This is a genomic window from Gaetbulibacter sp. NE, from assembly GCF_025548475.1.
GTDB lineage: Bacteria > Bacteroidota > Bacteroidia > Flavobacteriales > Flavobacteriaceae > Gaetbulibacter_B > Gaetbulibacter_B jejuensis.
On the sequence record NZ_JAOQHY010000002.1, the window covers coordinates 1 to 18,681 of the forward strand.

At 32.4% G+C, this 18,681-nt stretch carries 20 protein-coding genes and 1 tRNA gene; 12 read left to right on the forward strand and 9 right to left on the reverse strand.

The genetic code is table 11. The annotated features are described in order from the left end of the window. A partial coding sequence (locus OD803_RS04650) for a T9SS type B sorting domain-containing protein (RefSeq protein ID WP_262732715.1) occupies positions 1–132 on the forward strand: 132 nt, incomplete at its 5' end. 75 nt (positions 133–207) lie between these two features. On the opposite strand, the gene OD803_RS04655 is transcribed toward OD803_RS04650, so the two are convergent. Both OD803_RS04655 and OD803_RS04660 read right to left on the reverse strand, forming a co-directional pair. Further along, the gene (locus OD803_RS04655; RefSeq protein WP_262732531.1) at positions 208–1,725 is read right to left on the reverse strand and encodes an OmpP1/FadL family transporter; all 1,518 of its coding nucleotides are present in this window, start codon (positions 1,723–1,725) and stop codon (positions 208–210) included. A gap of 31 nt (positions 1,726–1,756) precedes the next feature. Further along, a complete protein-coding gene (locus OD803_RS04660; RefSeq protein ID WP_262732532.1) occupies positions 1,757–2,746 on the reverse strand; it encodes a hypothetical protein in 990 nt (329 codons plus the stop codon). 100 nt (positions 2,747–2,846) lie between these two features. Between OD803_RS04660 and proS the strand changes: the two genes are divergently transcribed. The 3 genes from proS (at position 2,847) to rpsT (ending at position 4,819) form a co-directional block, all read left to right on the forward strand. Next, positions 2,847–4,325 carry a proline--tRNA ligase gene (gene proS / locus OD803_RS04665; protein ID WP_262732533.1) on the forward strand — a complete coding sequence of 493 codons (1,479 nt, stop codon included), beginning with the start codon at positions 2,847–2,849 and terminating at the stop codon, positions 4,323–4,325. Between the two features lie 144 nt (positions 4,326–4,469). Next, positions 4,470–4,541 (forward strand) — tRNA-Glu (locus tag OD803_RS04670). A 26-nt stretch (positions 4,542–4,567) separates the two neighbouring features. After that, positions 4,568–4,819, forward strand: a complete 252-nt coding sequence (gene rpsT, locus OD803_RS04675) for a 30S ribosomal protein S20 (protein WP_262732534.1) — start codon at positions 4,568–4,570, stop codon at positions 4,817–4,819. 146 nt (positions 4,820–4,965) lie between these two features. Here rpsT and rho read toward each other — a convergent pair whose 3' ends face one another. Next, positions 4,966–6,645 carry a transcription termination factor Rho gene (gene rho / locus OD803_RS04680; RefSeq protein WP_262732535.1) on the reverse strand — a complete coding sequence of 560 codons (1,680 nt, stop codon included), beginning with the start codon at positions 6,643–6,645 and terminating at the stop codon, positions 4,966–4,968. 217 nt (positions 6,646–6,862) lie between these two features. Here rho and OD803_RS04685 point away from each other — a divergent pair, with 217 nt between their 5' ends. Continuing rightward, positions 6,863–7,273 (forward strand): DUF4293 domain-containing protein, encoded by a 411-nt coding sequence (locus OD803_RS04685; RefSeq protein WP_131507983.1) that lies wholly within the window; start codon positions 6,863–6,865, stop codon positions 7,271–7,273. Positions 7,274–7,330: 57 nt separating this feature from the next. Here the strand turns inward: OD803_RS04685 and OD803_RS04690 are convergent, their stop codons facing one another. Further along, positions 7,331–7,822 carry a metallophosphoesterase family protein gene (locus OD803_RS04690; RefSeq protein ID WP_262732536.1) on the reverse strand — a complete coding sequence of 164 codons (492 nt, stop codon included), beginning with the start codon at positions 7,820–7,822 and terminating at the stop codon, positions 7,331–7,333. Between the two features lie 70 nt (positions 7,823–7,892). Here OD803_RS04690 and truA point away from each other — a divergent pair, with 70 nt between their 5' ends. Continuing rightward, the gene (gene truA, locus OD803_RS04695) at positions 7,893–8,636 is read left to right on the forward strand and encodes a tRNA pseudouridine(38-40) synthase TruA (RefSeq protein ID WP_131507979.1); all 744 of its coding nucleotides are present in this window, start codon (positions 7,893–7,895) and stop codon (positions 8,634–8,636) included. A gap of 9 nt (positions 8,637–8,645) precedes the next feature. Continuing rightward, complete coding sequence (locus OD803_RS04700; RefSeq protein ID WP_262732537.1) at positions 8,646–10,412, forward strand: ABC transporter ATP-binding protein; 1,767 nt, start codon at positions 8,646–8,648, stop codon at positions 10,410–10,412. Here the strand turns inward: OD803_RS04700 and OD803_RS04705 are convergent. The 5 genes from OD803_RS04705 to folP are packed head-to-tail and all read right to left on the reverse strand — an operon-like array spanning position 10,409 to position 14,357. Next, positions 10,409–11,200 (reverse strand): DUF3667 domain-containing protein, encoded by a 792-nt coding sequence (locus tag OD803_RS04705; protein WP_262732538.1) that lies wholly within the window; start codon positions 11,198–11,200, stop codon positions 10,409–10,411. The genes OD803_RS04700 and OD803_RS04705 overlap by 4 nt on opposite strands. A 2-nt stretch (positions 11,201–11,202) precedes the next feature. Then, positions 11,203–12,015 carry a DUF3667 domain-containing protein gene (locus OD803_RS04710; protein WP_262732539.1) on the reverse strand — a complete coding sequence of 271 codons (813 nt, stop codon included), beginning with the start codon at positions 12,013–12,015 and terminating at the stop codon, positions 11,203–11,205. Between the two features lies 1 nt (position 12,016). Continuing rightward, positions 12,017–12,799, reverse strand: a complete 783-nt coding sequence (cdaA, locus tag OD803_RS04715) for a diadenylate cyclase CdaA (RefSeq protein WP_129761528.1) — start codon at positions 12,797–12,799, stop codon at positions 12,017–12,019. A 35-nt stretch (positions 12,800–12,834) separates the two neighbouring features. After that, complete coding sequence (locus OD803_RS04720; protein ID WP_262732540.1) at positions 12,835–13,536, reverse strand: hypothetical protein; 702 nt, start codon at positions 13,534–13,536, stop codon at positions 12,835–12,837. Continuing rightward, positions 13,536–14,357 carry a dihydropteroate synthase gene (gene folP / locus OD803_RS04725; protein WP_262732541.1) on the reverse strand — a complete coding sequence of 274 codons (822 nt, stop codon included), beginning with the start codon at positions 14,355–14,357 and terminating at the stop codon, positions 13,536–13,538. Before folP ends, OD803_RS04720 begins: the two co-directional genes overlap by 1 nt. 99 nt (positions 14,358–14,456) lie before the next feature. Between folP and OD803_RS04730 the strand changes: the two genes are divergently transcribed. Genes OD803_RS04730 through tpiA form a run of 5 tightly spaced genes read left to right on the forward strand, consistent with a single transcriptional unit; the run spans position 14,457 to position 18,628 of the window. Further along, the gene (locus tag OD803_RS04730; protein WP_129761531.1) at positions 14,457–14,993 is read left to right on the forward strand and encodes a DUF1599 domain-containing protein; all 537 of its coding nucleotides are present in this window, start codon (positions 14,457–14,459) and stop codon (positions 14,991–14,993) included. 3 nt (positions 14,994–14,996) lie between these two features. Further along, a complete protein-coding gene (locus OD803_RS04735) occupies positions 14,997–16,313 on the forward strand; it encodes a BT_3928 family protein (protein WP_129761532.1) in 1,317 nt (438 codons plus the stop codon). Between the two features lies 1 nt (position 16,314). After that, entirely contained in the window at positions 16,315–17,391 is a 1,077-nt protein-coding gene (locus OD803_RS04740; RefSeq protein ID WP_129761533.1) for an ABC transporter permease, read from the forward strand. Positions 17,392–17,402: 11 nt separating this feature from the next. Next, positions 17,403–17,882, forward strand: coding sequence for a TlpA family protein disulfide reductase (locus OD803_RS04745; protein ID WP_332006929.1), 480 nt, complete (start codon positions 17,403–17,405; stop codon positions 17,880–17,882). Further along, entirely contained in the window at positions 17,879–18,628 is a 750-nt protein-coding gene (tpiA, locus tag OD803_RS04750; RefSeq protein ID WP_129761535.1) for a triose-phosphate isomerase, read from the forward strand. The genes OD803_RS04745 and tpiA overlap by 4 nt, the downstream gene beginning before the upstream one ends. The last annotated feature ends 53 nt before the right edge of the window (positions 18,629–18,681 follow it).

Consider the following 18,681-nt stretch of genomic DNA (forward strand, 5'->3'; position numbering starts at 1 on the left):
GGACAAGGATGGGATGGAACCTACAATGGAAACCCAATGCCATCAAGTGATTACTGGTTTGTAGTAGAGTACGACGAACCAATTGGTGGGCAGAGAAAAGAGTTTAAAGCTCACTTTACTTTGAAACGATAAACCAAAGAAGTTTATAAAAAGAAAAGGCTGAATTTTTATTCAGCCTTTTTCTTTTTTTTATGTGTTGTATTCTTTCTATAAATTGAAAGCTAAAGATAAAGTTACATTAGAGTTTTTAGAATCTAAAAGAGCTGCATTTGTAAGACCAACACTATAGAATTGATGGTTAATCTCTCTGTCAGATTGATCAAAAGCTAAATCTAATTTTATATCACCAAAATTATATCCTAAACCTAGAGAATATCCAGTAAGATCACCATAAAAAGAATCATCTTCGTAAGGGCTTTCTTCAAAACGATAGCCACCTCTAAAACTTATTTGCTTATATCTGTATTCTCCACCAAATCTATATGTAGATGCAGCTTTAAGTGTATTACTAATAATATCATTTTGAGCAGAAAAATAAGTGTCAGAAGTTGGCTTGAATTTAGTGTTTGAGTAATCTTTTCTAGAATAATCAAAACTAATTAAACCTTGCTCTCCAAAAACATAAGCTAAACTTCCTGTTAGTTTACCTGGTGTTTGTAATCTGTATCTAGGAAAAACATTAATAATAGCTGGGTTAATTACTTGAGTGATGTTTGAACCTCCATCATTTCTAACTGTAGCAAGGTATTGAGTAGTTTCTTCTTCAATACTAAACCAAGTAGGAGAGTTATAGGTTAACCCTACTCTAAGTTCTTCTGTAAGCTTTGTAATTGCTCCTAGCTGAAAAGAAAAACCACTTCCTGTTGTGAATAGTGAATTTTCAAACCCAACTTCGTTAACCAAAGATCCTTCGTTTGAATTAAATTCATTCAAATAAGTATATCGCTCATAATTAATAAAGTGAGTATTTAGGTTAAGACCTATATATAATTTGTCTTTAAACTGTGAAGCAAAGTTAAATGTAAACTTGCCATTATATCCTGTAGCAAGATAGCTGTAATCGTGTTCAAAACTTCCAGGAGCAATATTTGAAAAATAAGAAGTGTTATCATCAGTATCACTGTTTGGTTCAAGAATATAGGATTCATAACCTAAAAAAGCTTGTTGGTTATTAAAACCGTAAGCAGAGCCAATATCAGCATAAGCGTCAGTATAGTTTTCGTCATCAAAGGCAGAAATTTCATCAAGCCTCAAACCTTGTGCATAAGACAAAAAGTAAGAATCTATTGAATTTGTACTTGTTCCAGTTGCAAACCAATCGTTATCATAATTAGCAACTTTATCATAAGCAATACTAAATACAAACTTTCTCCATGGTGAATTTTGATTAGTGTTATTAAAAACAAAAGCAGCTCCAGTTTGATGAAGATCAAATTTAGAGTCAGATGAAGATCGCATTTCTCCAAAATAATTAACATCATTATTGATGCTTAAAATGGAAACAGAAGCCGAAGCATGACTTCTAGTAAATACAGCTGCTCCTGCAGGATTTAAACTAACGGCAGACATATCTCCACCAAGAGCTCCAAAAGCTCCACTCATAGCTCTAAATCGAGCTGTTCCTTGAATTTCGTCTGAAGAATATCTCAACGCATCAGATATATCTTGAGCCATAACATTAGACATAGATAGTAGGCCTATGAATAGTAAACTTAACTTTTTCATATCAATTTTTTATTTAATATTTTAGGGAATATTATCGTCTTCTTCCAGATGAACCTCTGCTACCACTACTACGCGATGGAGAACCAGAAGAGCTTCTTACTGAAGAACTTCTAGATGGAGTATTTACTCTAGTTCTTGTCGATGAAGAGTTAACTCTTGTTCTTGTAGAATTTGATCTAGGTCTTACAGAGTTGTTAGATCTTGTATTAACTCTAGTTCTATTTGGTGTGATAGAACTATTTCTTCTCGTTGTAGAAGAATTTACTCTAGTTCTTGTAGTAGTACTTCTAGGTCTAGTTAATGTAGAACGATTAGTTCTCCCAATACGACTATTATTTATTACAGAATTAGAACGTCTAGAATTGTAAGCATTGTTAATTTGACCACGTCTTGAGTTTACACGATTGTATGCATACCCATTTCGGTATCCATTGTAGTAGTATGGTCGATTGTAATAACCTCCATAATAGAAGCCATTGTAATATGGGTTACCCCAAAACGAATTGTAGCCATAATATCCCCAACCAGAGTTCCAAGCCCAATTGTTCCAACCCCAAGAATTCCATCCCCAAGTGTTCCATCTATTCCATGAATAAAAAGGTCTATTCCAACCCCAATAATTGTAGTAACCCCAATTATTCCATCCATAATTAGAATACACATTTATGGTAATGTTATCGCTATCTTGTCCCCAACCAGCATATCCATTGTACTCATCGGTTGTATCTTCTTCTTCAGTGTAATTGCCTTCGTAAGATTCAATATCTGTGAATATTATATTTTCCTCAGGAATGCTTTCGTATTGTTGAGATTTTTCAGCAAAATAATTTTTGTAGTAGCTGCCGCTAGCGCTTGTAGTTTCTTGATAAGTGTCTTCTTCATAAACAACTCCATCAGAATTGTATATACCATCATTGTCATAACCAACATATTGGTATGAACCACAAGAAGCTAAAACAAAAGCAAAGCTTAGTGCAACAAAAAATGGCAATTTTGATATGATGTAATTTTTAAATTGCATAACTGTATAATTTTATTGTTGAACATTACAAAAATAGTTAGTTTTGTTGAACTATTTTTTTATTTAACATACGCACAATTTTTGTGCCAAAATACTTACAATGAGCAAAAATCTCACAAGTAGAGCAGAAGATTATTCAAAATGGTATAACGAATTGGTCGTAAAGGCTGATATGGCTGAGAATTCAGCAGTTAGAGGATGCATGGTTATAAAACCATATGGATATGCAATATGGGAAAAAATGCAAGCTGAATTAGATAGAATGTTTAAAGAAACAGGTCATCAAAACGCATATTTTCCACTATTTGTACCTAAAAGTTTATTTGAAGCTGAAGAAAAGAATGCCGAAGGGTTTGCAAAAGAATGTGCTGTTGTAACACATTATAGATTACAAAATGACCCTGATAATGAAGGAAAATTAAGGGTCGATCCAGAAGCGAGATTAGAAGAAGAATTAGTTGTGCGTCCAACTAGTGAAGCAATTATATGGAACACCTATAAAGGTTGGATTCAAAGCTATAGAGACTTACCTATACTTATTAACCAATGGGCAAATGTTGTACGTTGGGAAATGCGTACACGTTTGTTTTTGCGTACTGCAGAATTTTTGTGGCAAGAAGGACATACAGCTCACGCAACAGAAGCAGAAGCATTAGCTGAAGCCGAACAAATGAACAATGTGTATGCTGAATTTGCTGAAAACTTTATGGCTATTCCAGTTATTAAAGGATTAAAGACCGAAAGCGAACGTTTTGCTGGAGCAGTAGAAACTTATTGTATTGAAGCTTTAATGCAAGATGGTAAGGCTTTACAAGCAGGAACATCGCATTTTCTTGGGCAAAACTTTGCAAAAGCATTTGATGTAAAGTTTACAAATAATGAAGGAAAGCTAGATTATGTTTGGGCTACTTCATGGGGAGTGTCTACACGTTTAATGGGAGCTTTAATAATGACACATAGTGATGATAAAGGTTTGGTTTTACCTCCTAATTTAGCACCAACACAAGTGGTTATTGTTCCTATATACAAAAATGATGAGCAGTTAAAACAGATTTCTGATCTAGCAAATACTATAAAAAACGATTTAAAGGCTTTAGGAGTAAGCTGCAAGTTTGATGCAAGAGAAACACACAGACCAGGAGCAAAATTTGCTCAGCATGAATTGCAAGGTGTTCCTCTGCGAATTGCTATTGGACCTAAAGATTTAGAAAATGGAACTGTTGAATTAGCTAGAAGAGACACTTTAACAAAAGAAATTGTAAACCTTGATGGTTTACCTACTTTAATCTCAAAACTACTAGTTACCATACAAGAAGGATTATTTAATAAAGCCTTAAATTTTAGAAATAGTCATATCACAAAAGTTGAGACGTTTGATGAGTTTAAAGACGTTTTAGAGAATAAAACAGGTTTTATATCAGCGCATTGGGATGGAACTCCTGAAACAGAGCAAAAAATTAAGGAGTTAACAAAAGCAACAATTAGATGTATTCCTCAAGATGGAGAAGAGGAGGCTGGAGTATGCGTATTTACTGGTAATCCATCAAAAAGAAGAGTACTATTTGCAAAGGCATATTAATTTTTTTTGAAAAAAAATTGATTAGCTATTGCAACATTTAAAAATAGTTGTATTTTTGCATCCGCAATGAGGAAATTGCATGTTCATTTAAAGATTGTTGCATATTTAAATTTTATAATTAAATTTGTGCTTTCAAAATTTAATGGCCCGTTCGTCTATCGGCTAGGACGCCAGGTTTTCATCCTGGTAAGAGGGGTTCGATTCCCCTACGGGCTACAATTTTTTAATAAGGAAAAAGTAAAATGGCAAATCATAAGTCAGCATTAAAAAGAATAAGAAGTAACGAAGCAAAGCGTTTAACTAACAGGTATCAGCATAAAACTACACGTAATGCTATTAAGAAATTACGTGAAATGGAAACAGCTAAAGATGCTCAGGATTTTTATCCTACAGTAGTTTCTATGATTGATAAGTTAGCTAAGAAAAATGTTATTCATGCTAACAAAGCAGCTAACTTAAAATCAGGTTTAGCTAAGCATATAGCTTCTCTATAAGAGAATTACTTTTAAAAGATATTTTAAAAGCCTTTTCATTGAAAAGGCTTTTTTTATTGATTAAGTTTACAGTTACTATAAAGCAAATAAAAAACCCATGGAAACTCCATGGGTTTTTAATATTTTATTATTAGGATCTTTATTTATTAACCATTCATAGAGATTAAAAACTCTTCATTGTTTTTGGTTTGTTTAAAACGCTCGTTAATAAACTCCATTGCTTCAACAGGATTCATGTCTGCTAGGTATTTTCGCATTACCCACATTCTTTGTATGGTATTGTCATCAAGCAATAAATCGTCACGACGTGTACTTGAAGATGTAAGGTCAATTGCAGGGAAAATTCTACGGTTAGATATTTTTCTATCTAATTGTAGTTCCATGTTTCCTGTACCTTTAAACTCTTCAAAAATTACTTCATCCATTTTTGAACCAGTTTCGGTAAGTGCTGTAGCTATAATTGTTAATGAACCTCCATTTTCAATATTTCTAGCAGCTCCAAAGAATCTTTTGGGTCTATGTAATGCATTAGCATCAACACCACCACTTAATATTTTACCTGATGCAGGTTGAACAGTGTTGTATGCTCTTGCCAAACGAGTAATTGAATCTAAAAGGATTACAACATCGTGTCCACACTCGACTAATCGTTTAGCTTTTTCAAGGACTATGTTGGCGATTTTTACATGCTCGTGAGCTTCTTTATCAAAAGTTGAAGCAATAACTTCGCCACGAACATTACGTTGCATGTCTGTTACTTCTTCAGGACGCTCATCGATAAGTAAAATCATTTGATATACTTCAGGATGATTTGCAGCAATTGCATTTGCAACATCTTTAAGAAGCATAGTTTTACCTGTTTTAGGTTGTGAAACAATCATACCACGTTGTCCTTTTCCAATAGGAGAGAACAAATCCATAATTCTGGTTGAAATAGTACTTTGCTTTTCAGCGATATTAAATTTTTCCTGAGGGAATAAAGGTGTTAAGTGTTCAAAAGATACTCTGTCTCTAACAACTTCAGGTTTTTGACCATTAATTTTACTCACTTTAATAAGTGGGAAATATTTTTCACCTTCTTTAGGAGGTCTTACATGACCTAAAACTGTATCTCCAGTTTTTAATCCAAATAATCTAATTTGAGATTGCGATACATAAATATCATCAGGAGATGATAAATAGTTGTAGTCAGAAGAGCGTAAAAACCCATATCCATCTTGCATGATGTCAAGTACACCTTCACTTTGTATTATAGCATCAAACTCAAAATCTGGTTCTCTATAACGGTTACGGTTGTCTTTATTACCGTTATTTCCATTATTGTTATTGGAATTGTTATTTTGGTTATTGTCTTTAGAGCGCTGTTGCTTATTGTTGGTGTTGTCTTTTTGAGCTTGTTGTTTGTTGTTAGCGCTGTCTTTTTGAGTTTGCTGTTTTTGGTTCGAGTTGTCTTTTTGAGACTGTCTTTTATTGTCTTTCGCAGCTGGCTTTTGGTTGTCTTTACTGTTATTGTTGTTGCTGTTCTCTTTTTTAGACTCAGAAAACTCTATTTTTTGCTGCTCTTTAGACTGTTGATCGGCAGGTTTTTTTTGAATTCTCTGCCTTGGTTGTCTAGGTTTTCTTTCGGTAGTTTTTTTGCTTTTATTGCTGTCGTTAGATGCTGGAGCTTCGTTTTTAAGTGCATCAGGGTTTGCAGCCTGATAATCTAGTATTTGATATACTAAATCCAATTTTTTTAATGAACGGTATTTAGGAACGTTCAGTTTTTGAGCTATTTCCTGTAACTCAGAAAGCTTTTTTTCTTTTAATTGCGAAATTTCAAACATGTATGTTTATTGAATAATTTTTATTGAATAGATTTAATCTGAATATTCTCTATTTTGAAATAAAAGGGAAAAACTAGAAAAAAATCTTGAAGATTAATAACCTGAAACTGTTGTGTGTAACAAATTACTACTGCAATAATACAATTTTATTTTAAAAACAAGTATATGTTTTAAAAAGAAACTACTAATTTTGTGCTTTAAATTTAAAAAAAAGTAGATGCTTCAACGTATTCAAACGGTTTATTTATTAATTTCTGCTGGTATCTCAGCTGGTCTAATATTTGTTTTTCATTTATGGACTAATGCTTCGGATGTGCAGGTTTTTGTAAAAGACAACAATCTTTATTTAGGTTTGTTTTTGGCTTCAGCTTTTTTATCTTTGGTTTCAATATTTAGATATAAAAATAGGAAGTCGCAATTTGTTTTGGGACGACTTAACATCATATTAAACTTTATTTTATTAGGATTATTTGTATATCAATCGCTAAACTTATCTGGAGAAGCTGATGTTTCTGAGAAAGGTATTGGGATTCTTCTACCTATTTTTTCTATCGTATTTTTGGTTTTAGCCAATAAAGCCATCAAAAAGGATGAAGATCTTGTAAAATCTGTGGATAGATTACGATAAACCTTATATCTTAATTAATTTAGTGCGTAAGCCCAAGGTGAAGATCTTGGGCTTTTTTTATCGCTTCAACTCAATAACTTCTAGGTTATCAATTTTTTCTCCATCAATAGTAAAACGAAGCATTGTTCGTACTTTATGAAAACCATGTTTACCAACTGCACCAGGATTCATATGCAATATATTGAGTTTTTTATCAGGCATTACTTTTAAAATGTGGGAATGACCACAAATAAATAGTTTAGGCGGATTGTTGTAAATTTCAGGTTTTACCCGTGGATTATATCTGCTAGGATAACCACCAATATGAGTTATCCATACATCAACATCCTCACACATAAACCTATTATGCTCAGGAAATTCAACTCTAGCTTTAGCGTCATCAATATTACCATATACAGCTCGTAAAGGTTTAAGTGCTTTAATAGCATCAGTAACACTTAAGTCACCAATATCACCAGCATGCCAAACCTCGTCGGCTTGTTTTACATATTTTAAAATAGTGTCGTCAATGTGACTATGTGTGTCTGAAAGTAGAAGAATTTTCTTCATATAATGTTAATGTAAAATGTTAACTCAGAAAACTAATTATCTTTGTCATTTACAAAAGTAGAAGTTTCCATTGAGATATTTTATCGAATTGTCATATAACGGAAAAGCATATCATGGTTGGCAAAATCAGCCTAATGCTATTTCTGTACAAGAAGTTATAGAGAAAGCACTTTCAACGTTATTGCAGCAAAAAACAGATATTGTTGGAGCAGGAAGAACTGATGCAGGCGTGCATGCATCGCAAATGTATGCCCATTTTGATTCTGAAATAGAATTAAATACTCAGGATTTAACCTATAAGCTAAACTCATTTTTACCTAAAGATGTGGCAATACACAACATGTTTTTGGTGACTAACGATGCTCATGCGCGTTTTGATGCTACTGAGAGAACATATCATTACAAGGTTTCCAATCGTAAAAATGTGTTTACTTTTGATTATGCTTACTTGTTACAACTTCCGTTGGATGTAGAAAAAATGAATGCAGCCTGCGATGTCTTATTGCAGTATAAAGATTTTCAATGTTTTTCTAAAACAAATACAGATGTAAAGACGTATAATTGCATTATAAAGCATGCACGATGGATTAATGATGGCGGAGAGTTAACCTTTGTAATTACTGCTGACCGTTTTCTTAGAAATATGGTAAGAGCCATAGTTGGTACTATGGTGAATATTGGATTAGGTAAAACTACCGTTGAGGAATTGCATGATATTATAAAATCAAAAAATAGGAGTGAAGCAGGTTTTTCGGTTCCTGCTCATGGACTGTATTTAACCGAAGTAAAGTATCCTGATACGATAAAGAAATAAAAACTATATATGTCTAAAAAAGGAGCAGACGTTTTTGATATAAAACTTTTTAAACGATTACTAAAGTTTGTAAAACCTTACAAGCTTGTGTTTTTTGGTACCTTAATTTTTGTTATTGGACTGTCTGTTTTTGGAGTTTTTAGACCTAAAGTGCTTCAATTAGCTATTGATACAAAAATTGCTTTGCAAGAGTATGATGGCTTTTTGTTTTACATCATTATCATGATTACGCTTTTAGTTTTAGAAGTTATCTCTCAACTCCTTTTTATTTATTATGCAAGTTGGTTAGGGCAATCTGTAGTTAAAGATATACGAGTAAAGTTGTTTAAACACATGTTGAGTTTTAAAATGAAATATTTTGATAACTCTTCAGTAGGTGTTTTGATTACTAGAGCAGTTACCGATATGGAGCGTATTGCTGATATTTTTGGTGAAGGCTTGTTTATGATTTTTAGCGATGTGTTGAAAATGTTGGCTGTAGCTATTATGATGTTTTCAATGAATTGGAAATTGAGCCTTATTGTATTTACTACATTGCCAATTGTATTGTTTGCTACCAAGATTTTTCAGAAGTATATGAAATTAGCGTTTCAGGATGTAAGAACGGAAGTGTCTAACCTAAATAGTTTTGTTCAAGAACGTGTTACAGGTATGAAAATACTTCAGCTGTTTACAAGAGAAGATACAGAATATAAAAAGTTTATGGCAATTAATGAACGTCATAAAAAAGGTTGGTTAAAAACCGTATGGTATAACTCTATTTTCTTTCCTATTGCAGAATTTTTATCATCAATAACCTTAGGGTTGGTTGTTTGGTATGGAGGACTAAATGTAATTATGGATAGTACAGCATCTCTTGGTGAGCTTACTGCTTTTATTATGATGATTCCTATGTTGTTTAGACCGCTTAACCAAATTGCTAATAAGTTCAATACGCTACAAATGGGAATGGTTGCCGCTGATAGAGTGTTTAAGGTATTGGATACTACATCTCAAATTGATGATAGTGGTAATGTGGTAGCAACTCAATTTAAAGGAGACATAACTTTTAAAAACGTGCATTTTTCTTATATAGAAAATGAAGAAGTTCTTAAAGGTATATCTTTTAAAGTAGAAGCTGGACAAACCATCGCTATTGTTGGTGCTACAGGAGCTGGAAAGTCTACAATTATTAATTTGTTAAATAGGTTTTACGATATTCAAAAAGGTGAAATTTGTATTGATGGTGTCAATATAAAAAATATGACTTTGCAATCGTTACGCGCACAAATTGCAGTGGTATTACAAGATGTGTTTTTGTTTGCTGATACGATATTAAATAACATTACACTTAATAATGATACCGTTACGGAAGCTGAAGTGCAACAAGCAGCAAAAGATATTGGGATTCATGATTTTATAATGAGTTTGCCTAATGGTTATCATTATAATGTTAAAGAAAGAGGTGTGATGCTATCTTCAGGTCAACGTCAGTTAATCTCATTTTTAAGAGCTTATGTTACTAATCCAAGTATTTTGGTGTTAGATGAAGCGACCTCTTCGGTAGATTCTTATTCTGAGCAATTAATACAAGATGCAACCGATAAAATTACTAAAGGTAGAACATCAATAGTTATTGCTCATAGGTTAGCAACCATTAAAAAAGCAGACAAAATCATTGTGATGGATGCTGGTAAAATTGTTGAAGAAGGTACACATAAAACGCTTCTTAAAAAAGAAAATGGATATTACAAAAACCTATACGAAGTGCAGTTTATGAAAGAAGAACTGGCTTAAGCACCTTGAGCAGCTTTTTGGGTTTCAATCATTTGTTGAAAATCACCATTTAAATACATTATAACAAACATTCCAATACTAAGGGCAATAAAGAAAAATATTAAAATAAAAATAAATAGTAAGCCTCTTAGTAGTAAATGTTTTAAACTCAGTCTATAAATTCTTTGTAAGCAATACGCTGAATATAATATCATTAACGGAAGCAAAAACAAGCTCATTACGCCATAAGTTATACCAAAAAAAGCGCCTATAATTACTATTGCTGCAGAAACAACAGATATTTGTGCTTGTATGTACATAAACACAACAACCATTTCGGTGTAGTTGAATTTTTTTAGTCCAATAAAAGTCAGTTTTGCAATTAACGCATAGATAGGTACATATAGCATCATAACAATAGATTGATACTCTTGTAAAAAACTCATGTTGCGTTGTTGCATTTCTTCTTGACCTTTTGGTGTTATTGCAGAAAAATCCATGATTTCAGGAAAAAACTTATTTAAAGCTAAAACGTAAAGACCACTAAGGGTTAATGCGACACCAAAAAAACTAATAGGGTTTACATAACGTTTTCTAACACCTTCAATATAACTTACAATAACAGCTTCGGGTTTTTTAAATAAGTCGATAATAGTACGTAGTAGCTTGTTGTCGTAATTAAAGAATGTTTCGCTAATGTGTTCAAATAAATTCTTAAAATTAAGTCTGTTTCTTATTACTTTTCCGCCACAAGCATTGCAATAATCGCTGTTTTCGGATAAAGTAATATTACAGTTTTTACAATTCATGCTTATGCGCCTTTTACTTTGTTAGCTGCATCAATTCCTTCTTTTATACCATTAATTATTATAGGAGATAATAGGATTAAAGAAATGATAGCGTATATAAAAAACATAACTAGCATATTGGCTAAAGTTTGCCAAAAACCAGCTCCAATAACTCGTTTAAATATATAGATGTAATAGACGATTGTAAGAAATGAGATCAATGAAGATATTACATAATAATTTGCTCCAACGCATAAGAAAATAATGTTAAGCAAAGCAGTAACAATAATAGCTTGCGATGAATAGTAAAGATTTATGACTATATGCTCAGTGAAATTAAATTGCCTATAATTGGTTAGGTAGTGAGCAGCCCAAGTAGCAAAAGCAGATATTGGAACAGTTATTATATAAATAATGTTTTGATAGTTTGAAACTTTTTGTTGTATGGTGGCTTGGTCCTTTAAAAAATCGGATGAGTTAGTGACACCATTATCAAACTTGTTTAAAAATGAAATGTCTTTAAACAAAACATCTTCAAAAAAAGTATTGAGTAAAAATACTTGAATACCAATAAGTGTAAGCGAAATAGCAAAATACTGTATAACATTAATGTACTTTTTTCTAGTGCCATCAATATAACTATTTATAACAGCCTCTGGTTTTTTGAATAGTAATATAAACGTTTGAAAAAGCTTATTGTCGTATTGAAAAAGATGTTCTTTTACTTCTGAAAAAATGTTGGATAGAGTAAGGCGGTTTCTAATAATTTTAGCACCACATTCAAAGCAATAATTTTGCTCTACTGCAAGGTTAGTATTACAGTTTTTGCAATTCATTTTATACCATATCTTTTTTAATCATTTCAGTAAGGTCTGCAGTGTCATTATACATCACAAACTCACCATTTTTAATATATGAAATTTGTCCAGTTTCTTCACTAACAACAATAGCTAAGGCATCGGTTTTTTCGGTAATTCCAATAGCTGCTCTATGTCTTAAACCAAAACGTTGCGGAATATTTTTCTCGTTATTTACAGGTAAAATAACACGAGTTGCTTTTACCACATTGTTTTCAATAATTATGGCTCCATCGTGCAGCGGACTGTTTTTAAAGAATATACTTTCAATAATGGCTTGAGTAACCGAGATATTCATATTGTCTCCAGTTCCTGTTAAAAAATCAAGATTATTATTGCGTTCTAAAACAATTAAAGCTCCAGTTTGAGTCGTTCCCATTTTGTTGCATGCAGCAATTATGGCGTCAATATCTGTTTCAGTTTCAACTTCGGTTTTTAAGAACCGTATTTTACTAAAGAATTTTCGTTTACCACCTAAATTCGTAGATCCAACCATAAGCAGAAATTTCCGTATTTCGGGTTGAAATACTACTATTAAGGCTATAATTCCTACTTTCATAAACCCATCAAAGATATTATGAAGCATATTCATGTTGAGTAAATCGGTAAGTTTCCAAACGGAATAAATTACTATAATTCCTATAAAAATATTTATGGCAACAGTACCTTTTACTAGCTTATATACATAGTAGAGTAAAATAGCGACGAGAAACACGTCGATAAAGTCTATAAGCGTAAAATCCCAAAATTTGAATTTATCCAAGGTTAAGGTGTTTGTGTAAATGTAACAAAATATGATTAATAAATAAATTCGTTGTTATCTATTGTTATTGAATCTAGCTTTATGTTAGAAACAAGCGATTTAAAAGTGATGTAGTCTTGAATACTTAATTTTTCATCAAAGTTTAGCTTAATGCTAATTGTCTTGTTAGGGAATTGGTGTTTTAAGTTTGTAAGATGATTTTCAAACTCAGAATAATGTATTGTTTTAATACTTAATTCATCATTGGTGTTAGAAATATGAATTTTTTTATCTAAACCTAACTTTAGATGTATAGCTATAGTATTGTCTTTAGGAAGTTGAGACGTCTTTTTTTGTATGCCAACTGAAGATTCTTCCCAATAGACCACATCAGTAAACTCTATAAACCCTAAGTTTTTAATGCTAGTATCATTGCAACTATAATAGTTTTTAGCATTTTCATTTTTATGCATTTCAGCATTTCTCTTTTTGTCTTGTAAAAATTTTATTTTGGGTATAGCTTGTTCTAGTGTTAATCGCTTATCAACATTAACCAGCCAATTGGTGGTGCTAATTAAGTTTTTTCGGTTGAGTTCTAGACTATCTGGTTGGGTTTCATCGTAAAACAAATAGGCTGAGGATACATCTTTTACTTCTGTAATTTTTGCCGTATTAATTTCCGGCAGCAAAACAACTTTGTCTTTTCCACAGGATAAGCATAAAGCAGTTAGTATTACTATATAAAATTTGATTTTCATTAGTGTAATAGATTTGTAAGTTTTATACATTCCATAGCTTCCTTAACATCATGTACTCTTAAAATAGTTGCTCCTTTTTGTAAGGCAACAGTATTTAAAACTGTTGTGCCATTTAAAGCTTCTTTTGGAGTATTGTTTAAGGTTTTGTAAATCATCGATTTTCTAGACACTCCAGTCAATAATGATAATTCAAGCATTTTAAAAAGGTCAAGCTTGTTTAGTAGCTCAAAGTTTTGTTCGGTAGTTTTGGCAAAACCAAAACCAGGATCTACAATAATATCAATAATACCAAGAGCTCTTGCGGCAGTTATTCTTTCAGAAAAGTAAAATAAAATATCTTTTACCAAATCATCATAGCTTGTATATTGTTGCATAGTTTGAGGTGTACCTCTCATGTGCATCATAATATATGGAACTTGCAATTGGGCAATGGTTTTAAGCATATCTTGATCCAATAAGCCTGCTGAAATATCGTTTATCAAGGCAGCTCCAGAGTTGATAGCATGTTTAGCAACGGCACTTCTAAAGGTGTCAACCGAAATTAAAACATTAGGAAATTCTTTTAAAGCTAGTTCAATAATTGGAAGTATGCGCTTTAGCTCTTCGGTTTCAGAAACATGTTCAGCATTAGGTCTTGAACTGTAAGCGCCAATGTCTATAAACCTTGCTCCATCTTTAAGCATTACATATATTTGAGAGAGTAGCTCACTTTCGTTTTTGTATTTTCCACCATCATAAAACGAATCTGGAGTTACATTTAAAATACCCATTACTTGAGGTGTGCTTAAATCTATAAGTTGCCCTTTGCAATTAATAGTCATAAATAAGAATTTGAAGTGTTAATAGTAGCAAACTTTAAAGGCTAAACTTTGAACTTTAAACTTTTTTATGCGAAATTTACGGAAAATTAAATGTTTTAAATGCAAGATACCTCAAAACAGTACGACGACGTTATAAAAACATGCCGAGACTTATTTGTTAATAAAATGAAAGACTACGGAAGTGCATGGAGAATATTAAGATTACCGTCGTTAACCGACCAAATTTTTATAAAAGCGCAACGTATTAGAAGTCTTCAGCAAAACGACATACGAAAAGTTGATGAAGGCGAAACCAGTGAGTTTATAGGTATAATAAACTATTGCATTATGGCGCTTATACAGTTAGACAAAGGTGTTGTAGAACAGCCAGATCTATCGGTTGAAGAAGCTACTGAATTGTATGATGAAAAAATAGGCATTACCAAGCAATTAATGATGGATAAAAACCACGATTATGGTGAAGCTTGGAGAGAAATGCGCGTAAGTTCATTAACCGATTTAATTTTACAAAAACTATTACGCGTAAAACAAATTGAAGATAACGCAGGAAAAACACTGGTTAGCGAAGGTATAGATGCTAATTATCAAGATATGATAAACTACGCTGTTTTTGCAATGATTCACTTAAAAGAATAACACATGAAATTTATAGTAAACGTTAGTAGATTGCTTGTTGGAGCACTTTTTATATTTTCTGGTTTTATAAAACTTAACGATCCGTTAGGGTTTTCGTATAAACTCCAAGAGTATTTTAGTTATGACGTACTTAATATTCCTTTTTTAGAGCCTTATGCTTTAGGGATTTCCATTTTTGTGGTCATTTTTGAAGTGGTTTTAGGTATATTTTTACTCATAGGTTACAAACCTAAGTTTACTGTTTGGAGCCTTTTGGCAATGATTGTGTTCTTCACATTTTTAACCTTTTATGCAGCCTATTTTGATAAAGTAAAAGACTGTGGTTGCTTTGGTGATTTCTTAAAACTTACACCTTGGGAATCATTTACCAAAGATGTTATTCTGCTAATACTTATTTTAATCCTGTTTTTTGGAGTAAAACATATCAAACCAATTTTTGGAAAATTAGGACTAACCGTTGCATCGCTATTAAGTTTTATAGCATGTTTATGGTTTGCTTACCATGTGTTAATGCATTTACCTGTATTTGATTTTAGAGCCTACAAAATAGGAAGCAACATACAAGATAATATGACAATTCCTGAAGGCGCTAAAAAACCAGTTATGGAATGGACATGGTTATTTGATGTCAATGGTGAAGAAAAAGAATTTGTGACTAATGGGTCTTATCCAACAGTTGAAGGAAAACTTATAAGTTATGAAACCAAGGTTATTGAAAAAGGATATGAACCTTCAATATTGGATTTCTCTATAGAGTCTGACGACGAAGATTTAACCACTCAATTTCTTGAAGAAGACCACCTTGTAATGATAACGAGTTATAGCCTAGAGTCTGCTGAAGTTGATGGACTTAAAAAACTTAAAGCAGTGTCAGATAAAGCTATTGAAAACGGTTATACTGTTATTGGGCTTTCAGCATCTGGAAACGATGTAAAAGCACAAATTAAAAAAGATTATGACTTAAATTTCGATTTCTATTTGTGTGATGAAAAAGTGCTAAAAACTATTGTGCGTTCTAATCCTGGAGTATTGGTGTTAGAAAAAGGAACTGTACTTCAAAAAGAACATTGGAATGATATTGAAGATATTGAGTTGCCAAAGGTTGAGCGTAAGCAAGAGGTAATTAAAGATGATGGAACAGTATACTTAATTGATGGCGAAATATCAACCAAAGAAGAAGTAGAAGCTTTAACTAAAGATGATATTGAAGCAATGTATGTTCTAAAGGAAAGAAACGAAGGCGATGTTTTGGATTCAATTAATGCAGCAAATAAAACCAACTATACATCATTTGTTGAAGCTGTTTTAAAAAAGGAGTAATCTGATAAGCTATTTCCTAAATAAAGCCTTTTATGCAATACTTACCTTATTAGGAGTAGTTACGGTAATCTTTTTTCTGTTTAATGTCTTACCAGGAGATCCTGCTCAAATGATGTTAGGTCAAAATGAAGACAGCAAGCAGCTAGCAATTGTTAAAGCAAAATATGGTTTCGATAAACCCATAGGAACCCAGTATTTATATTACCTTAATGATTTGTCACCTTTGTCATTCCATTCAACTTCTGAAAGTGATTACACGTATTTAAGAAACGGAAAATACACAGCTTCAAAGCTATTCACTATTGGTAATACTACAACAGTTTTAAAATTTCCTTACCTAAGAGAATCGTTTACCAAACAAGGAAAAAAGGTGACGCAAGTAATTGGAGAAACGCTTCCTAATACCTTTGTGTTGGCTGTTTCTGCTATTGTAATTGCAATAGTTTTAGGGATTATTTTCGGGATTATATCAGCATTGTACAAAGACACATGGATTGATAAAATTATTCAAATTCTAAGCACATTAGGAATGAGTGTACCTTCCTTTTTTAGCGCAATACTCTTTGCGTGGTTATTTGGGTTTGTACTTCATAAATACACTAATCTTGAAATGACAGGAAGCCTTTATGAGTTAGATGATTTTGGCGAGCGTATGCATATTAAATGGAAAAACCTTATTCTACCAGCTATTGTATTGGGAATTCGTCCACTAGCAGTAGTAATACAACTTATGAGAAACTCGCTATTAGAAGTCTTTAATCAAGATTACATACGAACAGCTAGAGCAAAAGGACTAAACGAATTTCAGGTTATAAAACGTCATGCTATAAAAAACGCATTAAATCCTGTGGTTACTGCAATTTCAGGATGGTTTGCATCTATGCTAGCAGGAGCTGTTTTTGTAGAATATATTTTTGGATGGAATGGTCTCGGAAAGGAAATCGTGAATGCATTAAATACTTTAGATTTACCAGTAATTATGGGAGCTGTATTAGTTATTGCAATTGTATTTGTAAGTATTAATATTTTAGTCGACATAATCTACACATGGTTAGATCCTAAAGTAAAATTGCAATAAAAATGAAAAAAATGAACATTCTATTAGTAGCACTAATTAGCTTTTTAAGCTGTAGTAAAGACACTCCAACTCAATTTTCGCAAGACGCTTTAAATGATACATTTATAACCTTAAGCGGAGAAACAATACCATTTAATGAAATACTTACCAAGCACAAAGGCAAGACCTTATTAATTGATGTTTGGGCATCTTGGTGTAAAGATTGTATAAAAGGCATGCCAAAAGTTAAAACTTTACAAGAAAATAATACTGATGTTGTCTATGTCTTTTTATCTTTGGACAAGAGTATGGATAGCTGGAAGAGAGGAATAGATAAATATCAGGTTGAAGGCGACCACTATTTTATGCAATCAGGTTGGAAAGGTGACTTTGGAACTTTTATTGACTTAGATTGGATTCCAAGATATATGGTAGTTGATGAAACAGGAACAATCAAACTCTTTAAAGCAGTGAAAGCCGACGATAGTAAACTTATAAATGCATTAAAATGAGAAAAAAAATAGTAGCAGGTAACTGGAAAATGAATAACGATTTATCGTTAACAGAAGGATTAATAACCGATTTAAAATCGCAATCAAAAACATCTAATGCGCAAGTGATGGTTGCTCCTACGTTTACCAATTTGTGGCCTGCTTTTCAGTCATTAAGAGAAACCGATATTGAAGTTGTAGCACAAAACATGCACTTTGCTGAGAATGGTGCCTACACAGGAGAAATAAGTGCAAGTATGCTGAAAAGTGTTGGTGTTAAAACAGTAATACTAGGTCATAGTGAACGTCGTGCATATTTTAATGAAACCGATGAGCTTTTAGCTAAAAAAGTTGATGCTGCTTTAAACAATGAAATGACTGTTATTTTTTGTTTTGGTGAGGAACTAAATGATAGAAAATCTGGTAATCATGAGCATGTAGTTGAAAGCCAAATTAAAAATGCTTTGTTTCATTTAGAAGCGTCTGCATTTAGTAATATAATATTAGCTTACGAACCTGTTTGGGCTATTGGTACAGGAGAAACTGCGTCACCAGAACAAGCTCAAGACATGCACGCATTTATTAGAACAACATTGGCTAATAAGTATGGCAGTGAAGTAGCTGATAGTGTTTCAATATTATATGGAGGAAGTGTAAAGCCTAATAATGCTAAAGAAATTTTCTCTAAACCAGATGTTGATGGAGGGTTAATAGGTGGAGCATCACTAAAAGCAGAAGACTTTTTTGCGATAGTTAATGCGTTCTAATTAAAAAGTAAATAATATAAAAAAAACGGTCTTAAAATTTTAAGACCGTTTTT